The sequence below is a fragment of the Streptomyces drozdowiczii genome (assembly GCF_026167665.1).
GTDB classification, from domain to species: domain Bacteria; phylum Actinomycetota; class Actinomycetes; order Streptomycetales; family Streptomycetaceae; genus Streptomyces; species Streptomyces drozdowiczii_A.
In genome coordinates this window covers 6671784-6688301 of sequence record NZ_CP098740.1, presented here as the reverse complement: position 1 = coordinate 6688301, position 16518 = coordinate 6671784, and the positions used below count along the sequence as shown (strand labels likewise).

At 74.4% G+C, this 16518-nt stretch carries 13 protein-coding genes and 2 pseudogenes; 7 read left to right on the top strand and 8 right to left on the bottom strand.

All coding sequences use genetic code 11. From position 1 onward, the window contains the following. Position 1: 1 nt before the first annotated feature. Entirely contained in the window at positions 2 to 994 is a 993-nt protein-coding gene (locus NEH16_RS30280) for an amidohydrolase family protein (protein WP_265546239.1), read from the top strand. Here the strand turns inward: NEH16_RS30280 and NEH16_RS30275 are convergent. From NEH16_RS30275 to mhpD, 4 genes and pseudogenes are all read right to left on the bottom strand, one after another. After that, positions 979 to 1964 (bottom strand): annotated as a pseudogene (locus NEH16_RS30275) (LysR substrate-binding domain-containing protein). The gene NEH16_RS30280 and the pseudogene NEH16_RS30275 overlap by 16 nt on opposite strands. A 95-nt stretch (positions 1965 to 2059) precedes the next feature. After that, a complete protein-coding gene (gene dmpG / locus NEH16_RS30270; protein ID WP_265546237.1) occupies positions 2060 to 3076 on the bottom strand; it encodes a 4-hydroxy-2-oxovalerate aldolase in 1017 nt (338 codons plus the stop codon). Continuing rightward, positions 3073 to 4020: an acetaldehyde dehydrogenase (acetylating) gene (locus tag NEH16_RS30265; RefSeq protein WP_265546235.1), complete on the bottom strand. Its 948-nt coding sequence runs from the start codon at positions 4018 to 4020 to the stop codon at positions 3073 to 3075. The genes dmpG and NEH16_RS30265 overlap by 4 nt, the downstream gene beginning before the upstream one ends. Continuing rightward, entirely contained in the window at positions 4017 to 4829 is an 813-nt protein-coding gene (mhpD, locus tag NEH16_RS30260; protein WP_265546233.1) for a 2-keto-4-pentenoate hydratase, read from the bottom strand. The genes NEH16_RS30265 and mhpD overlap by 4 nt, the downstream gene beginning before the upstream one ends. A gap of 162 nt (positions 4830 to 4991) precedes the next feature. Here mhpD and NEH16_RS30255 point away from each other — a divergent pair, with 162 nt between their 5' ends. The 6 genes and pseudogenes from NEH16_RS30255 (at position 4992) to NEH16_RS30230 (ending at position 11721) form a co-directional block, all read left to right on the top strand. Beyond that, positions 4992 to 5720 carry an IclR family transcriptional regulator gene (locus NEH16_RS30255; protein ID WP_265547439.1) on the top strand — a complete coding sequence of 243 codons (729 nt, stop codon included), beginning with the start codon at positions 4992 to 4994 and terminating at the stop codon, positions 5718 to 5720. A 78-nt stretch (positions 5721 to 5798) separates the two neighbouring features. Continuing rightward, on the top strand, positions 5799 to 6905 hold the full coding sequence (locus NEH16_RS30250) for a PP2C family protein-serine/threonine phosphatase (protein WP_265546231.1): 1107 nt from the start codon (positions 5799 to 5801) through the stop codon (positions 6903 to 6905). Positions 6906 to 7013: 108 nt separating this feature from the next. Next, the gene (locus NEH16_RS30245; RefSeq protein ID WP_265546229.1) at positions 7014 to 8030 is read left to right on the top strand and encodes a right-handed parallel beta-helix repeat-containing protein; all 1017 of its coding nucleotides are present in this window, start codon (positions 7014 to 7016) and stop codon (positions 8028 to 8030) included. 164 nt (positions 8031 to 8194) lie between these two features. Next, a pseudogene (gene crtI, locus NEH16_RS30240) lies at positions 8195 to 9747 on the top strand (phytoene desaturase family protein). After that, positions 9734 to 10717 (top strand): phytoene/squalene synthase family protein, encoded by a 984-nt coding sequence (locus NEH16_RS30235; protein ID WP_073969222.1) that lies wholly within the window; start codon positions 9734 to 9736, stop codon positions 10715 to 10717. The pseudogene crtI and the gene NEH16_RS30235 overlap by 14 nt, the downstream one beginning before the upstream one ends. Next, positions 10714 to 11721 carry a DUF5914 domain-containing protein gene (locus NEH16_RS30230; protein ID WP_265546228.1) on the top strand — a complete coding sequence of 336 codons (1008 nt, stop codon included), beginning with the start codon at positions 10714 to 10716 and terminating at the stop codon, positions 11719 to 11721. Before NEH16_RS30235 ends, NEH16_RS30230 begins: the two co-directional genes overlap by 4 nt. 6 nt (positions 11722 to 11727) lie before the next feature. Here the strand turns inward: NEH16_RS30230 and NEH16_RS30225 are convergent, their stop codons facing one another. The 4 genes from NEH16_RS30225 to NEH16_RS30210 are packed head-to-tail and all read right to left on the bottom strand — an operon-like array spanning position 11728 to position 16455. After that, positions 11728 to 13281 (bottom strand): FAD-dependent oxidoreductase, encoded by a 1554-nt coding sequence (locus NEH16_RS30225; RefSeq protein WP_276598415.1) that lies wholly within the window; start codon positions 13279 to 13281, stop codon positions 11728 to 11730. Continuing rightward, positions 13278 to 14012: a class I SAM-dependent methyltransferase gene (locus NEH16_RS30220; protein ID WP_265546227.1), complete on the bottom strand. Its 735-nt coding sequence runs from the start codon at positions 14010 to 14012 to the stop codon at positions 13278 to 13280. Before NEH16_RS30220 ends, NEH16_RS30225 begins: the two co-directional genes overlap by 4 nt. Further along, complete coding sequence (locus NEH16_RS30215) at positions 14009 to 15208, bottom strand: lycopene cyclase family protein (protein WP_265546226.1); 1200 nt, start codon at positions 15206 to 15208, stop codon at positions 14009 to 14011. The genes NEH16_RS30220 and NEH16_RS30215 overlap by 4 nt, the downstream gene beginning before the upstream one ends. Further along, positions 15205 to 16455 (bottom strand): NAD(P)/FAD-dependent oxidoreductase, encoded by a 1251-nt coding sequence (locus NEH16_RS30210; protein ID WP_265546224.1) that lies wholly within the window; start codon positions 16453 to 16455, stop codon positions 15205 to 15207. Before NEH16_RS30210 ends, NEH16_RS30215 begins: the two co-directional genes overlap by 4 nt. Positions 16456 to 16518: the final 63 nt, after the last annotated feature.

Sequence of the window (16518 nt, the reverse complement as noted above, 5' to 3'; positions counted from 1 at the left end):
GGTGGCCGACCTGATCGACGTCCACACCCACTACGTCCCGCGCGGCTGGCCCGATCTGTCGGAGCTCGGCGGCCCGGACGCCCCGTGGCTGCGGATCGAGTCCGAGACCGAGGCCATGATCATGACCGGCTCCTCGGAGTTCCGCCGGATCCAGGCGGACTGCTGGGACGCCGGGGTCCGGCTGCGGGACATGGACGCGGACGGGGTGAGCGCCCAGGTGGTCTCCCCCACCCCGGCGTTCTTCCACTACGGCCGCAGCGGCGCCGAGGCCGCGAAGATCGCCCGGATCTTCAACGACCTGGCCCTGGAGATCACCGCTCCGGCACCGGACCGGCTGATCCCGTTCTGCCAGGTGCCGCTCCAGGACCCGGACGCCGCGTGCCGGGAGGTGGAGCGGGCGGTCGCCGCCGGGCACCGGGGGGTGGAGATCGGCAACCACGTCGGTGACCGGGACCTGGACAGCGAGGGGGTCGTCACCTTCCTCCAGCACTGCGCGTCGCTCGATGTGCCGGTGTTCGTCCACCCCTGGGACATGGACTCCTCGCCCCGGCTCGACCGGTGGATGGCACGGTGGCTGACGGCGATGCCGGCGGAGACCCATCTGTCGATCCTGGCGCTGATCCTGGGCGGTGCGTTCGACCGTATCGACGAGCGCCTGAAGATCTGCTTCGCGCACGGCGGCGGCTCGTTCGCGTTCTGGCTGGGCCGGATGGAGAACGCCTGGCACGGGCGCAACGACGTCATCGGCACGTCGCAGTACCCGCCCTCGCACTACCTGGGCCGGTTCTACGTGGACTCGGTCGTCTTCGACGACCGCGCGCTGCGGCTCCTCGTGGACACCGTCGGCGAGGACCGGGTCATGGTGGGCAGCGACTACCCGTATCCGCTGGGCGAGCGCCCGGCGGGTGCGGTGGTACGCAAGAGCCGTTCGCTGAGCGAGTCGGCCCGGCAGAAGATCACGTACGGGAACGCGGAGCGCTACCTCGGGCTCTGATCCCGCCGCTCCTCCGGCCCCCGGTCCGCTGCTCGCGGGTCCGGGGGCCTTGCCGTCATCCCGGCCGCCGCCTCCTCCAGGCTCTCCATCAGCGCCCTGGCCGACGGGCTGAGGGTGCGGTCCGCCGACAGGGTCAGCCCCACGCGGTGGCCGATGCGGTCCAGCGGCACGGGGAGTTCGGCCAGTCGGCCGTCGTCCCGGACCAGGGAGCCGGGCAGGACGGCCACCACCTCGGTCTCCAGGAGCAGCTGGCGCACGGTCAGGAACGAGGTGGCCTCGACCCGGTCGCGGGGCAGGCCGAGGCCCTGGAGCGCGAGCAGTTCCTCCACCTCGCGGCGGAGCACGGTCTGCTGGCCGGGCAGGATCCAGGGGAAGTGGAGGGTGTCCGCGAGTTCCGCGTCGGGGGTGGCGGTCAGCGGGTGGCCGGCGCGGACGACCAGGCCGATGGACTCGTCGTAGAGGGGGCGCCGGATCAGGCCCTCGCCGGAGGACGCGGTCAGCCTGCCCACGATGAGATCGACGCGCCCGGCCTCCAGGTCGAGCAGCAGGTCCTCGGGGACGCCTCGCGGACGACCACCGTGAGGAAGGGGTGGGCCCGCTTGAGCGCGGCGACGGCGCGGGGCAGCAGGATGTTGGAGCCGGCCAGGTGGGTGCCCACGACGGCGGTGCCCCGGTCGGCCTCGGCCAGCTCCACGACGTGCCGGCCGGCCTGGGCCAGCTGGGCGAGGACGGCGCGCGCGTGCTGGGTGAACGCCTCGCCGAAGACGGTCGCGCGGACGCCCCGGGGGCCGCGTTCGAAGAGCGGGACGCCGAGGATGTCCTCCAGCTCGTGCAGGCTCCGGGTGGCAGCGGGCTGGGTGGTGTGCAGCTCACCGGCGGCCGCGACGACCGATCCCTGCCGCGAGAGGGCGTCCACCAGGAGCAGGTGCCGCATCTTCAGCCGGCCGTCGAGCAGGCGGGGAATGTCCACGTAGCGACCCTAACGGAGCCGTACCCGGCTCCCTTCTCGAAGCAGCGGCGGGCCCGGTCGTCACCGTGGTGCGCGACCGGGCCCGTCCGTTCGGCTCAGGCGGGGGCGTCGGCCCTCGTCAGGTCGAGCGCGATGTCGGTGATCATGTCCTCCTGGCCGCCGACCATCTTGCGCCGCCCGACCTCCACGAGGATGTCGCGGGTGTCGAGACCGTAGCGACGGGCGGCGGTCTCGGCGTGGCGCAGGAAGCTGGAGTACACGCCCGCGTAGCCGAGGGTCAGGGTCTCCCGGTCGACGCGCACTTCCCGGTCCTGGAGCGGGCGGACCACATCGTCGGCGGCGTCCATCAGGGGGAACAGGGCGCAGCCGTGGTCCCAGCCCATGAGGTCGGCGACGGCGACGAACGCCTCCAGCGGGCAGTTGCCGGCGCCCGCGCCCTGGCCCGCGAGGGAGGCGTCGACGCGGGTGACGCCGTTCTCGACGGCGACGACGGAGTTGGCGACGCCCAGGCCGAGGTTGTGGTGGGCGTGGATGCCGAGCCCGGTGGCCGGGTCGAGGACGTCGCGGTAGGCGCGGACGCGGTCGCGTACGCCGTCCATGGTGAGCCGCCCGCCGGAGTCGGTCACGTAGACGCAGTGGGCGCCGTAGGACTCCATCAGCTTGGCCTGGCGGGCGAGTTCGGCCGGTTCGGCCATGTGGGACATCATCAGGAACCCGGCGACGTCCATGCCCAGGTCCCGGGCGGCGGCGATGTGCTGGGCGGAGATGTCCGCCTCGGTGCAGTGGGTGGCGACGCGGACGGAGCGGATGCCGAGGGCGTGGGCCTGTCGCAGGTCGTGCAGGGTGCCGATGCCGGGGAGCAGCAGGGTGGTGGGGACGGCGTGTTCGACGCTGTCGCAGACCGCCTCGATCCACTCCCAGTCGGTGTGGGCGCCGACGCCGTAGGTGATGCTGGAGCCGGACAGGCCGTCGCCGTGCGCGATCTCGATGGCGGCGACCCCGGCGGCGTCGAGGGCCGTGGCGATGGTGCGGGCCTGGTCCACGGTGTAGCGGTGGCGGACGGCGTGCATGCCGTCCCGCAGGGTCACGTCCTGCACGTAGAGAGCGGTCATCGCGGGGCCACCTCCGTGGCGCGGTGGGCGGCCATGCGTTCGGCGGTGCGCAGGGCGGCCGACGTCATGATGTCGAGGTTTCCGGCGTAGGCGGGCAGGTAGTGGGCGGCGCCCTCGACCTCCAGGAAGACGGAGACCCTGGCGGCGTCCCCGGACCGGGTGCCGACCGGGAGGAGCGTGCGCAGCGGGTCGTCGTCGGTGACCCGGTCGAACTGCACCTTCTGCTTGAGGCGGTAGCCGGGCACGTAGGTCCGGACCCGGGCCGCCATCTCCTCCACCGAGGCGGTGACCGCGGCGTCGTCGCAGTCGCCGACCAGGCAGTGCACCGTGTCCCGCATGATCAGCGGGGGTTCGGCCGGGTTGAGGACGATGATCGCCTTGCCGCGCGCGGCTCCGCCGACCTGTTCGATGGCCGAGGAGGTGGTCTCGGTGAACTCGTCTATGTTGGCGCGCGTCCCGGGTCCGGCCGAGCGCGAGGAGATCGAGGCGACGATCTCGCCGTAGTGCACGGGGGTCACGGCGTTCACGGCCGCGACGACGGGGATGGTGGCCTGGCCGCCGCAGGTGACCATGTTGACGTTGGCGGCGCCGAGGTGCGCGTCGCCGTTGACGGGCGGCACGACGTACGGGCCGAGGGCGGCCGGGGTGAGGTCGACGACCGTACGTCCCAGGGCGCGCAGCACCTCGTCGTGGCGGCGGTGCGCGCCGGCCGACGTGGCGTCGAAGACGATCTCGACGTCCGCGAACTCGTCCAGCTCCACCAGGCCGTCGACGCCCCCGTGGGTGGTGGCCACCTTGAGGCGGCGGGCCCGGGCGAGGCCGTCGGATGCGGGGTCGATGCCCGCCATGGCGGCGATCTCCAGGGTGTCGGAGAGCCGCAGCACCTTGATCATCAGGTCGGTTCCGATGTTTCCGGACCCGATGACGGCGACCTTCGTGGTCATGCGCGCGCTCCTTGCGTGGTGGCGGACGCGAACGCGGTGGAGACCGTGCCCAGTCCGTCGATACGGGCGGTGAACTCGTCGCCCTCGGCCGCGACGGCCATGGGCCCGAGCGCGCCGGTCAGGACGAGGTCGCCGGCCTTCAGCGGGTCGCCGAGCCCGGCGAGGGTGGCGGCGAGCCAGAGCGCCGCGGTGAGCGGGCTGCCCAGGCAGTCGCGGCCGGTGCCCTGCGAGACGGTCTCGCCGTTCTTCGTGAGGGTCATGGCCGCGTCGCGCAGGTCGACCCGGTCCAGCGGGACCGGGGTACCGCCGAGCACGTACAGCCCGCAGGAGGCGTTGTCGGCGACGGTGTCCACGATGCCGATGTCCCAGCCGGCGATGCGGCTGTCCACGATCTCCAGCGCGGGCAGGGCGAAGGCGGTGGCGCGCAGCAGGTCGGCGGCGGTCGGGTCGCGGTGCGGCAGGTCCGCGCCCAGCACGAGCGCGACCTCGGCCTCCACCTTGGGCTGCATCAGCCTGCCGGGGGCGATCGGCAGGCCCTCGGGCACGGCCATGTCGGCGAACAGGGCGCCGAAGTCGGGCTGTCCGACGCCGAGCTGGCGCTGCACGGCGGGCGAGGTCAGGCCGATCTTGCGGCCGACGAGGCGCCGGCCCTCGGCGAGCGAGCGCTCGACGTACAGCCGCTGTACGGCGTACGCCGCCGCGACGTCCTCCTCGGGGAGCAGCGTGCGCACCGGGGGGCACGGCACGCCGGTGCGCGCGGCCTCCCGCAGGACGGCCGCCGCCTCGTGCACGGCGTCGGTCGCGCTCACGGCCGCCTCCCCTCGGCTGCGGCGGTGCGGTGTGGGACGTACATGCGCGTTACCTCCGGCGGGGATGGGGTGGGGCGGCCGTCGACCGCACGACAGGTATAGGCGTGCGGCCGGAGGCGCGGCAAAATATGTTCCATGACACGGAACAGCGCGTCGGGGAACATGCTCGACAAGGCGGCGGCCGTCCTGGATTGCTACCGCCCGGACGGCGGGGCGTTCCGCCTGACAGAAATCGCCGCGCGTACGGGCCTGGCCAAGACCACCGCGTTCCGGCTGTGCGCCGATCTGGTGCGCCTGGGCCTGCTGGAGCGTGCGGGTGAGACGTACCGGCTCGGCGGCAAGCTGTTCGAGCTGGGCTCCCTCGTGCCGCGCCGGCAGGATCTGCGGGAGGCGGCGCTGCCCTTCCTCCAGGACCTCTTCGAGGCGACGCACGAGACCGTGCACCTGGGCGTGCGCGAGGGCTTCGACGTGGTGTACGTGGAACGCATCCACGGCCATGACGCGCTGGCCCTGCCGTCCCGCATCGGCGGCCGGCTGCCGCTGACCTGCACGGGGGTGGGCAAGGCGCTGCTGGCGTTCTCGGACGGCGCCCTGGTCGAGGAGGTGCTGGCCCGGCCGCTGCCCCGGCTGAGCCCCCACTCGATCACCGACCCGGTCCGGCTGCGCACGGTCATCGAGCAGATCCAGGTCTCCGGGCTCGCGTACGAGGAGCAGGAGGCGGCCCTCGGCGTCAGCTGCATCGCCTCGCCGGTCTTCGACGGTCCGACGGCGGTGGCGGCCCTGTCCGTGGCCGTGCCGCGCGCCCGGTTCCGGCCCGCCCAACTGGCCCCGGCCGTGCGCACGGCCGCCCTCGGGCTCTCACGGGTGATGCGTCTACCGGCGCGTCGGTAGTCGCGGCCCCCGCGCTCGCACCTACCGCCCCGCGGCTCTGCCGATGCGGGCCGAGTCGGCGCGGTGTAGAGAGGAGTCATGCCGCAGCACGCCGAAAGACGCCGCCGGCCGCTGCGAGCAGGCCGGGCACTGCTCGCTGTCCCCATCGGCTGGATCATCGCGGTCTTCCTGGTGGACATATTCGCGCCGCCCGACATCCATCTGGGCCCGCTGCTGGTGGCGGCCCCGGCGATCACCCCCTCGATCGGCGGCCCCCGGGCGGTCGGGTTCGTGGCCGCGCTGGCGGTGATCGCGCAGACGGCGGTCGGCGTGCTGCGCGATCCGGACGAACTGCTCTCGGCCAACCACGAGGCGCAGATCGTCGCTCTGGCCCTGGTCGGGGTCTGCCTCGTCGTCTTCTGCGTCCTGCGGGAGCGCCGCGCCCGGGAGCTGGAGCAGGTGCGGTACGTCTCCGAGGCGGTCCAGCGGGTCGTCCTGCCGCCGCTGCCCCGGCGTCTCGGGCCGTTGCGCGCGGCCTCGCTCTACCTGGCGTCGGAGGCGGAGGCGCAGATCGGCGGGGACCTGTACGCGGCGGCGCGCACCGGATCGGGGACCCGGCTGATCATCGGTGACGTGCGGGGCAAGGGGGTGAGCGCGGTCAGTGACGCGGCGCTGCTGCTCGGCGCGTTCCACGCCGCGGCCCGGCACCGGGCGAGCCTGGACGAGCTGGTCGCCTATCTGGACGAGAGCGTGTCCTGGGGGCTGCCCGGGTCGGACGGGCCCGGGGAGGCGTTCATCACCGCCACCGTGCTGGACATCCCCGACCGGCACGACCGCGTGCACATGGTCTCCTGCGGGCATCCCCCGCCGGTCGTCCTGCGGGACGGCCGACCGCTGACGATGGACGCGGCATCGCCCGCGCCCCCGCTGGGGCTGGGCGGCCTGTCGCGACCGCGCTATCACATCGACAGTTTCCGGTTCGTCCCCGGCGACCTCCTGCTGCTGTACACCGACGGTGTCACCGAGGCCCGCGACGCCTCCCGCGCCTTCTACCCGCTCGCGGAACGCGTCACCGGGTGGGCCGAGGGCGACCCGGACTCCTTCATCGACCGCTTCCGCGACGATCTGCTGCACTACGTCGGCGGGCATCTGGACGACGACGCGGCCATGATCGCGATCGGGTACGCCACCGCTCCCGGGACCTGACTCCGGCGGCTCGCGGACCGCCTCCCCCCTTGACGACACCGTTGGTCCAGTCCAATCTGGGCCACCCCGCGTGTTGTTGTGCCCCTGCCAAGACGGTGAGGTCCCGCCATGCTCCGTACCCCTTCCCCTTCCGGCCGGTCCGGGTGCCCGGTGCGGCGCACCGCCGTCGCCGTGGTGCTCGTCGGCGCCGGGCTGCTCTCCGCTCCGGGTGCCGCCTCGGCCGCGGCCGGGACCTCCGACGCGGTGGCGGTACGGGTGACCAACGGCAAGGAGCTCAAAGCCGCACTGGCCGCCGCCGTACCGGGGCAGACGATCGAGCTGGCGGACGGCTCCTACTCGGGCAACTTCAAGATCACGCGGGGCGGCACCGCGAGCGCGCCGATCACCCTGACCGGCTCGCGGGCCGCGGTCCTCACCACCCCCTCGGGCGGCGGGAACGGCATCCAGCTCACGAGCGCGCCCTACTGGGTGATCCGGGGCGTCACCGTCACCGGCGGCCAGAAGGGCATCATGATCGACGCGTCCGACCATGTCGTGGCCGACTCGGTGGAGATCCACCACACCACCATGGAGGGCATCCACTTCCGGACGTCGAGCAGCTACGGAGTCGTACAGAACTCCTTCATCCACGACACGGGTCTGTCCGGAAACGGAATGGGCGAAGGGGTGTACGTCGGCACGGCGAACACCCTCACGGACGCCAGCGACCACGTCCGCATCCTCGACAACGTCATCGGCCCCGGCATCGGCGGCGAGAACATCGACATCAAGGAAGGCACCACGGGCGGCCTGATCTCCGGGAACACCTTCGACGGCGACGGCCTCACCGGGGCCAACTACGACGACTCGTGGGTCGACATCAAGGGCAACGGCTACACGGTCGAGAACAACCGGGGCACCGGCACCACCAACGACGGCTTCCAGACCCACACACAGGACCCGGGCTGGGGCTGCGGCACGGTCTTCCGCGGCAACACCGCCGACCTGACCGGCGCCACGGGCCCCACCCGCTTCGCCATCGACATCACCAACTACGCCGCTGCGGACTGCCCCGCCACGGTGACCTCCGACAACCGGGTGACCGGCGGAGCCGGTCTGGTCAACCCGGGCGTCCCCGTCACCTGACCAGGCACGCGCCCGGCTTCCCTGCACCCGGGACGTACTCCGACCGGAGGAATCGCGGGCGACACGCCGTCCCGAGGCCCGCATTCGGCGGCAGCCGGGGTGAGATCGCCCGATGCGCTCCCGGCAGGAGGCCGGCGTGCGTGCGCGAGCGAGGAGGGGGCCGGGTGAAGGGCGTACCGGGACCCACGGGCCATGTCGTCGTGGTGGGCGCGGGGTTGTCCGGGCTGGCCTGCGCCCTGCATCTGCTGGGGGCGGGCCGCCGTGTCATCGTGGTCGAACGGGACGCGGGCCCCGGCGGCCGGGCGGGGCGGATGCGGCTGGGCGGGTTCGAGATCGACACCGGTCCCACGGTCCTGACGATGCCCCACCTCGCGGACGAGGCGTTCGCCGCCGTGGGCGACAGCCTGTACCGCCGGGTCGAGCTGACGGCCCTGCACCCGGCGTACCGGGCCTGCTTCGCGGACGGGTCCTCGCTGGACGTGCACACCGACGGCGAGGCGATGGAGGCGGAGGTCCGGCGCTTCGCCGGGCCGGCCGAGGCGGCGGGCTACCGCGATCTGCGGCGGTGGCTGGAGCGCCTGTACCGGGCGCAGATGAGCCGCTTCATCGACACGAACTTCGACTCGCCGTTCGGGCTGCTGCACCCGGACCTGGCCCGGCTCGCCGCGCTGGGCGGGTTCGGACGCCTGGACGGCCGGATCGGCCGCTTCCTCTCCGACGAACGCCTGCGGCGGATCTTCTCGTTCCAGTCGCTGTACGCCGGTGTGGCCCCGGCCAGGGCGCTCGCGGCCTACGCCGTGATCGCCTACATGGACACCGTGGCCGGCGTCTGGTTCCCGAAGGGCGGGATGCACGCGCTCCCCCGGGCCATGGCCGACGCGGCGGCGGACGCGGGCGCCGATCTGCGGTGGGAGGCCGAGGTGAGCGCGCTGGAGCGTTCGGCGGGGCGGGTACGGGCCGTGCGGCTGGCCTCCGGCGAGCGCATCGGCTGCGACGCGGTGGTGCTGACCTGCGAACCGCCCACCGCGTACGAGCTGCTGGGGCACCGCCCCGGCGCCCGGTCCGGCCGCGCCACGCGCCGTCCGCCGTGGTCCTGCACGCCGGCACCGACCGCACCTGGCCGCACCTCGCGCACCACACCCTGTCGTTCGGCGCCGCCTGGGAGCGGACGTTCGAGGAGCTGACGCGTACCGGCGCGCTGATGAGCGACCCCTCGCTGCTGATCACGCGCCCCACGGCGCACGACCCGTCGCTGGCACCTCCGGGCCGTCATCTGCACTACGTCCTCGCGCCGTGCCCCAACACCACGACCGGTCCCCCGGCCACCGCGTGGGCGGATCTCGGCCCGCGCTACCGCGAAACCCTGGTCCGCGAGCTCGAACGCCGGGGCCTGGACGGCTTCGCGGAAAGCATCGAGGAGGAGCTTCTGGTGACCCCGCTCGACTGGACGGCCCGGGGCCACGCCGCCGGCAGTCCGTTCTCCCTGTCGCACACCTTCGCCCAGACCGGTCCCTTCCGGCCGCGCAACCTCGTGCGGGGGACGGAGAACGCGGTCCTCGCGGGGTGCGGGACGACTCCGGGGGTCGGCGTGCCGACGGTGCTCATCAGCGGCAAGCTGGCCGCCGCCCGGATCACCGGCGTCGCCGGGCCCCGCCCCCGCCGGGTGCGCAGCGGCACGTCTCCTCTGGTCCGGGCAGGTGCCGATGACGCGTCGTGAACTGGACGCGGCCGGCATCACCGACCCCGGGCTGCGCACCGCGTACGCCCGGTGCCGGCAGCTCAACGCCCGCCACGGACGCACGTACTTCCTCGCCACCCGCCTGCTGCCGCCCGAGCGGCGGTCCGCCGTACACGCCCTGTACGGCTTCGCCCGCTGGGCCGACGACATCGTCGACGACCTGGACCGGCACCGGACACCCGTGGAGCGCGACCGGCTGCTGCTGCGCCTCGAACGCGATCTGGCGCACGGTCTGAGGACCGGCACGGGCGACGAACCGGTGGTCCGGGCCGTGGCCGACACCGCCGCGCGGTACGGCATCGGCCACGATTTGTTCGCCGACTTCATGTCCTCGATACGGGCCGACCTGACCGTCACCCACTACCCCACCTACGCCGATCTCCAGAAGTACGTGCACGGTTCGGCCGCGGTGATCGGTCTGCAGATGCTGCCGGTGCTCGGTACGGTCGTGCCCCGGCAGGAGGCCGAGCCGCACGCGGCCGCGCTGGGGGTGGCGTTCCAGCTCACCAACTTCGTACGGGACGTGGGCGAGGACCTCGACCGGGGACGCGTCTACCTGCCCGGCGATCTGCTGTCCTCCCACGGGGTCGACCGGGCGCTGCTGGAGTGGAGCCGGCGCACCGGGCGCGAGGACGCCCGCATCCGGGCCGCGCTGGTGGCAGCGGCGGAGCTGACGCGCGGGGTGTACCGGACGGCGGAGCCGGGCATCGGCATGCTCGATCCCCGGGTGCGCCCCTGTATCCGCGCGGCGTTCACCCTCTACGGCGGGATCCTCGACGCGGTCGCCGAGCAGGACTACCGGGTCCTGCACCGGCGTGCGGTGGTCTCCCGGCGGCGGCGCGCCGCGACGGCGGCCGTCGGTGTGCTGCGCGTGGCGGCGGCCAGGTGGCGTGCGCGCGGCCGGACGGCGGCGGAGGGCGCGGCCGAGCGGAAGGAACCGGTGCGGTGACCCGGCGGAACGGGCGGCGGTGGTCGCCGCCGCTGCGGCTGCGGGGTTCCGGCCCCGACTGGGCGGCGCAGGAGCCGACGTGGCGCGAGGCGCGGCCGGCGCTCATCGCCGGGGCGCTGAAGCGGGCGACGACCCGCCCGTCGGGCAACTGGTACGTGGTGGGCGCCTCGCGGGATGTGCGCGTCGGCGCCCGCCCGTACGGCCGGACGGTCGGCGGCACGGAGATCGTGCTGTGGCGCACGGAGGACGGTGGGCTGCGCGCCGGGTCGGGTGTCTGCCCGCACCTGGGGGCTCCGCTGCGGGACAGCCGGGTGGTGTGCGGCACGCTGGTGTGCCACTGGCACGGACTCGCCCTGGACGGGGCCCCGTTCGCGGGCTGGCAGCCGTTCCCGGTGCACGACGACGGTGTACTCGTGTGGGTGCGGCTCGACGAGGTGGGCGGTGAGGAGCCCACCGACCGGCCCGTGGTGCCCGTACGGCCGGCGCGCGGTGGCGCGGTGGACGCGGTGTTCACGGCGGTCGGGCGGTGCGAACCGCAGGACGTGGTGGCCAACCGGCTCGACCCGTGGCACGGTTCGTGGTTCCACCCGTACTCGTTCATCGACCTGTCGGTGGTGCGGGAACCGGAGGGCGAGGAGGACGACGCGTTCGTGGTCGATGTGTCCTTCCGGGTGGCCGGGCGCCTGGTGGTGCCGGTGCGGGCCGAGTTCACGGCGCCGGGCCCGCGCACCGTCGTCATGCGCATCACGGACGGCGAGGGCGCGTCCTCCGTGGTGGAGACGCACGCGACGCCCCTGACCGCAGCCGATCACGAGCGCCCGCGCACCGCCGTCGTCGAGGCGACGGTCGCGGCGTCGGACCGGCCGGGCTTCGCTCTGGCCCGGGCCGCCGCCCCGGCGCTGCGGCCGTTGATGCGCCGTACCGCCGGGCGGCTGTGGGTGGACGATCTGGCGTACGCGGAGAGGCGCTGGGCGCTGCGCAGCACCGGGCGCTTTCCGGGCTGAGGCGCTTCAGGCGCGCCGTGCGGCGGCGAGCGCCCGGAGTGCGCGGGAGCGGCCTCTCCGGGGCACCGTCCACAGCACCTGGCCCCGGACGCCCCGGTCGGCGAGCAGGGCGTTCGCGGCCAGGAAGCCGGTGGTGGCGGCCCGTTCCATGAGGGCGACGGGCAGGTCGCAGCGGATCGCGTCCCCGGCGAGGGCCAGCCAGGGGTGCGGGGTGCGGACGGCCGGGCGCAGGGGGTACGTGCCGGCTTCGAAGAGCGGGCAGTCGGAGCGCCATTCGTGCCGGGAGTCGACCACGCGGGCGTCGCGGGTCTCCGGGTACACGCGGTGCAGCCGGTCGATGAGCCGTTCCTGCACCTCCTTGTGTTCGGCGCCGGGATCCACGGCGTACGCGTGCAGTTCCACGACGGAGCCCCCGGTGCGCGCGGCCCAGCGGGCGGCCTCGCCCTCGTAGCGTTCCAGGACGCTGATGTTGTCGAGCCCGTCGTAGCCGCTGGTGCCGAGGAAGCCGGGCCGGTCCGCGCGCACGGGGCGGTCGAGCCAGAGCCGGGAGACGAGGAAGGGCGGTGCCGTGCGGAGTGCGGCGATCCCGTCGCGCCAGGGGGCGGTGCCGAGGCCGGGCGACGCGGCGACGGTGTGCCGCAGGCCCTCGGTGTCGAGGGCGAGCACCACGGCGTCGTGCCGGTGGGCGCCGGTCGCGGTGTGTACGTGGGCTCCGCCGCCGTCGCGCGGGGCGATGCGGTGCACGGGTGTCCCGGGACGGATGTCCGCGCCCAGGCTCTCGACGTACGCGGCGAGCGGTTCCCAGAGCGCCTGCGGGAAGGGTTCGGCCGGTACGTCGAAGAGCAGGCCCTCGGACGAGCCGAGGAAGTAGATGTGGAACATCAGCAGGAGTTCGGCGGCGGACAGCCGGCGCGGGTCGGCGAAGAAGCTGCGCGAGAACACCTCGAACGCCAGATGGTGGGCGGCCTCCGGGAAGCGCACGCTCTCCAGGAAGGCGGTCGCGCCGACGCCGTCGAAGCGCTCGTACACCTCGGGGACGCGGACGTCGAGGAGCGGGAGCGCGGCCAGGGGGTCCATGGCGGCCAGGTCCCGCCATCCGAAGGTGGGGCTGAGCGCGACGAAGCCGAGCGCGCTGAGGGGCGGTGTCCTCGGGACCCGGGCGAAGCTGTCGGTCAGGCCGCCGCTGTGCCGCAGGGGGTAGTCGGGCAGCGGTACGAGGCGGGCGAGGGCGGGGTCGGTACGCCGGAGCAGGCCGCGCAGGTTGTAGTACTGCCGGAAGAAGGCGTGGAAGCCGCGGGTCATCGTCACCGGTGAGCCGTCGGCGAGCACGGTGCGGTGGCCGGAGAGGCGGCCGCCGAGTGCGTCGTCCTTCTCGTACAGGGTCACCCGGGCGCCGCGCTCGGCCAGCAGGGTGGCCGCGGCGAGGCCGGCGATTCCGCCTCCGACGACGGCGACGGACGGTTCGTCACCTCGTCGGAAGCGTGGTGCGCCGGGTGCGGGCAGGAGGACTTCGGCCTTGCGGTCGCGGCCTCGTCGGGCGGCGGGGGGTCGGGCGTTCACGGGGCGTGCTCCGGTGTCGTGGCCGGGTGGCCGTCGCGGGCGAGGAAGGTGTGCACGATGCCGGTCTGCCATCCGGCGACGGGGGCGACCCGTACCGAGGTCAGACCGGCCCGGGCGAGCCGGCCGGCGAAGGCGGGCGCGGTGTCGAAGGCGAGGACGCTGTGCCAGAGGTGGCGGTAGAGGTCCCGGTCGCCGGTGAGCGTGCCCGCCGGGATGATCACGCCGCGGCAGACCGCGGTCCACAGCGCCCGGTGCGCCCGGGACCCGCTGAGGCTGTATTCGTGAGCGGCGAAACGCCCGCCCGGCGCCAGCAGGGCCCGTACGGACCCGAGGACCGCGTCCGGGTCGGTGACGTTGCGGAACAGGTAGGCGGCGAACACCGCGTCGAAGGGCCCTTCGCCGGCCGTGGCCAACTCCTCCGCGGTCAGGTGGAGGAAGCGCACGCGGGCCGGCCAGGGTTTGGCCAGGGCGCGGCGCAGTATGCCCGCGGACGCGTCCACGGCGGTGATCCTGGCCAGGGGCGCGGCGGTGAGCAGGGCGCGGGTGGAGGCGCCGGTGCCGCAGCCGAGGTCGAGGAGGTGCAGTCCGGCACCGCCGCCCGGGAGGCGGAGGCGGCGGGCGGAGCGCAGGAGGTCGGTGCGGTAGCCGGGGTTGAGGGAGGTCAGGCCGTCGTAGGTGCGGGAGGCGTGGTCGAAGGCGTGGGCCAGGTCGTGGTCGCGCAGCAGGGTCATCGGTGGCTCTCTCCGTCTGGGGCGGTGGACCGGGTCCGGCGCGGGAGGAAGGGCAGTTCGACGGCGGTGGCGAGCATCGGCCGGACCGGGGTGCGCAGCCCGATGCCCCACTCCTCCCGGAGCGTGGCCGTGCCGTCGAGGAACCTCAGCAGCCGCTCGGCCGGGACGCGGCGGAAGAGGCCGGTGAAGAAGTCCGGGCCGTCGATCCGGCCGGTGTCCAGTGCGCGGAGCACGATGGCGTCCATGGCGAGGGCCCGTCGGCCGTGGGGGGCGGGGACGGCCTCCCGTCCGTCGCGCAGGGCGGCGGCGACGGCCCGGGCCTGGCGTTGCACGGCGGCGAAGGTGTAGCCGGTGGCCGGGCGGGTGGCGCCGCCCGCGGTGCCGATCCGGAACACGGAGGGCCCGGCCCGGTGCGGGAAGCGGGCGTCGGTCATGGGGATGACGCCCTGTTCCGTGCGCTCCACCGTGAGCGCGCCGAGCCGGAGGACGTCGCGGCAGTAGTGGCCGAGCGCCGACTCGTACGCCTCGGTGGTCAGCGGGCGGCGGGAGAACTCGGTGTACTCCACGAGCGCCCGGTCCGGGGCCAGGGGCAGCACGTAGCCGAAGGCGAGTCCGTGGGCGGGCTGGGGGACGCGGAAGTCCATCAGGTCGGCGACCCCGGGATCGAACCGGGCGCCGGTGGTGCGGACGAACCAGCCCCGGAAGTGCTGGAGCAGCCGGGTGCGCGCGGGCGGCGGGGCGGGCAGGGGCCGGGAGTCGAACACGCGGCGGGCGCGTACGTTCACCGTGGAGCCGTCCGGCAGCGTGCAGCGGACCTCGGCCCCGCCGGGCACCGCGCGCACCGCGTCCGCCGTGGCGCGCAGCACCTGGCCGCCGTCCGCTCGGGCCAGCTGTCCGTGGACCAGGCGCTCGAAGTCGGCGGAGCGCACCATCCGGTAGGTGAAGGGGGCCGGTTCGACGGTGACCGGGCGGCCGTCGGCGCCGTGCACCCGCAGCACGGACCAGGAGGCGCTGACGGCTCCGTCGAGGCCGTCCGGCTCCGCGTGCCAGTAGCACCAGGTCCGCTCCGCCGGGCGCGCCGGTCCGTCCGGCGGCTCGATCACGGTCACGGTGGCGGCCCGGGTCTCGGCCAGCCGGTGCGCGAGGCTGAGCCCCGCCGCGCCGCCCCCGACGACGGCCACGTCGCAGCGGCTCATGTCCGGCGCGCCAGGTCCGCCGCCACCTCCCGGGCGGCCCGGGTGCCCGAGGCGAGGGCGCCCTGGACGGAGCCGGTGGCCCGGTGGTCCCCGCACACGTACCGGCCCGGGCGGACGCGGGTGGTGCGGCTCAGCGGCCAGGGCGGGCGCATGGCCGGCAGCGCGCCCTCGACCGTGCAGGCGGCGATCCGCGTCCAGCCGCTGGTGTCGGTGGCGTACAGGTCGGCCAGGCGCCGCAGCACGGCCTCCGCCCGGCCCGGGAGGTCGGCGCCGAGCACGGAGGTGGAGATCAGCGCGGTGCCGGGCGGCGCGTACGTGGGGGCGACCTCGCTGAGCACGCAGGTGTTCACGACCGGTCCGGTGCTGTCCACGAGCAGGGTCGGTTCGGCGAGCGGGGTGCGGTCGGTGGCGTGGTAGTACGTCGTGACGGTGCGGGTGTCCGGCACGGTCAGGTCCGGCAGCAGGCGGGCGGCGGCCGCCGCATCGGTCGCCACCACGACGATGCTCGCGGGGACTTCGCTCCCGTCCTCCAGGGCGACGCCCGTGTCCGTGATCTGCGCGACGGGGGCGCCGAGCCGCAGCACGCCGTCGGGGAGGCCCTGGGCGAGTTGGTGGGGCACGGCGCCGATGCCCTGCGCGGGCAGGCACAGCGTCCCGCGCACCATGCTCCGCCAGACGAGGTGGAAGAAGCGGGCGGAGGTCTCGAGGCCGTCCTCCAGGAACACCCCTGAAAGGAACGGCCGGAGCACGCCGGTGATCGCGTCGTCCGACAGGCCGGCCCGGAACAGCGCCGCCGAGGTGGTTTCGTCGCGGCGGCGCCTGACCGAGGAGGCGGGCAGCATCGCGTCGCGTGCCGTGAGCGCCGCCAGTACGCCCAGATCGCGGGCGGAGAGGACCCGGCCCGGCAGCAGGGCGCCCACCGCGCCCTGCTCGCGCGTCGGGTCGGCGAGCCGGACGGGGCCGGTACGGGTGTGGGCGATGATGCCCGCGGTAAACGGCCGCAGGCGCAGGCTCCGCAGGTCCAGGCGCCGCTTCACCTGCGGGTACGAGGTGTTGAACACCTGGAAGCCGCGGTCGAGCAGGAATCCGTCCCGGCGGTCCGTGCGCATCCGGCCGCCCACCGCATCGGATGCCTCCAGGAGGGCCACCTTCAGCCCGGCGCGGCAGAGGTCCAACGCGCAGGCCAGTCCGGCCAGTCCGGCTCCGACGACGACGGCGTCCGTGGGCCGGCGGTGCTCGTCGGTCATGCTGCTCCTCGCCCCGGCGCGGTCATTCGGTCCAGCGGACCACGTTCCGCGGGCCGATGCGAG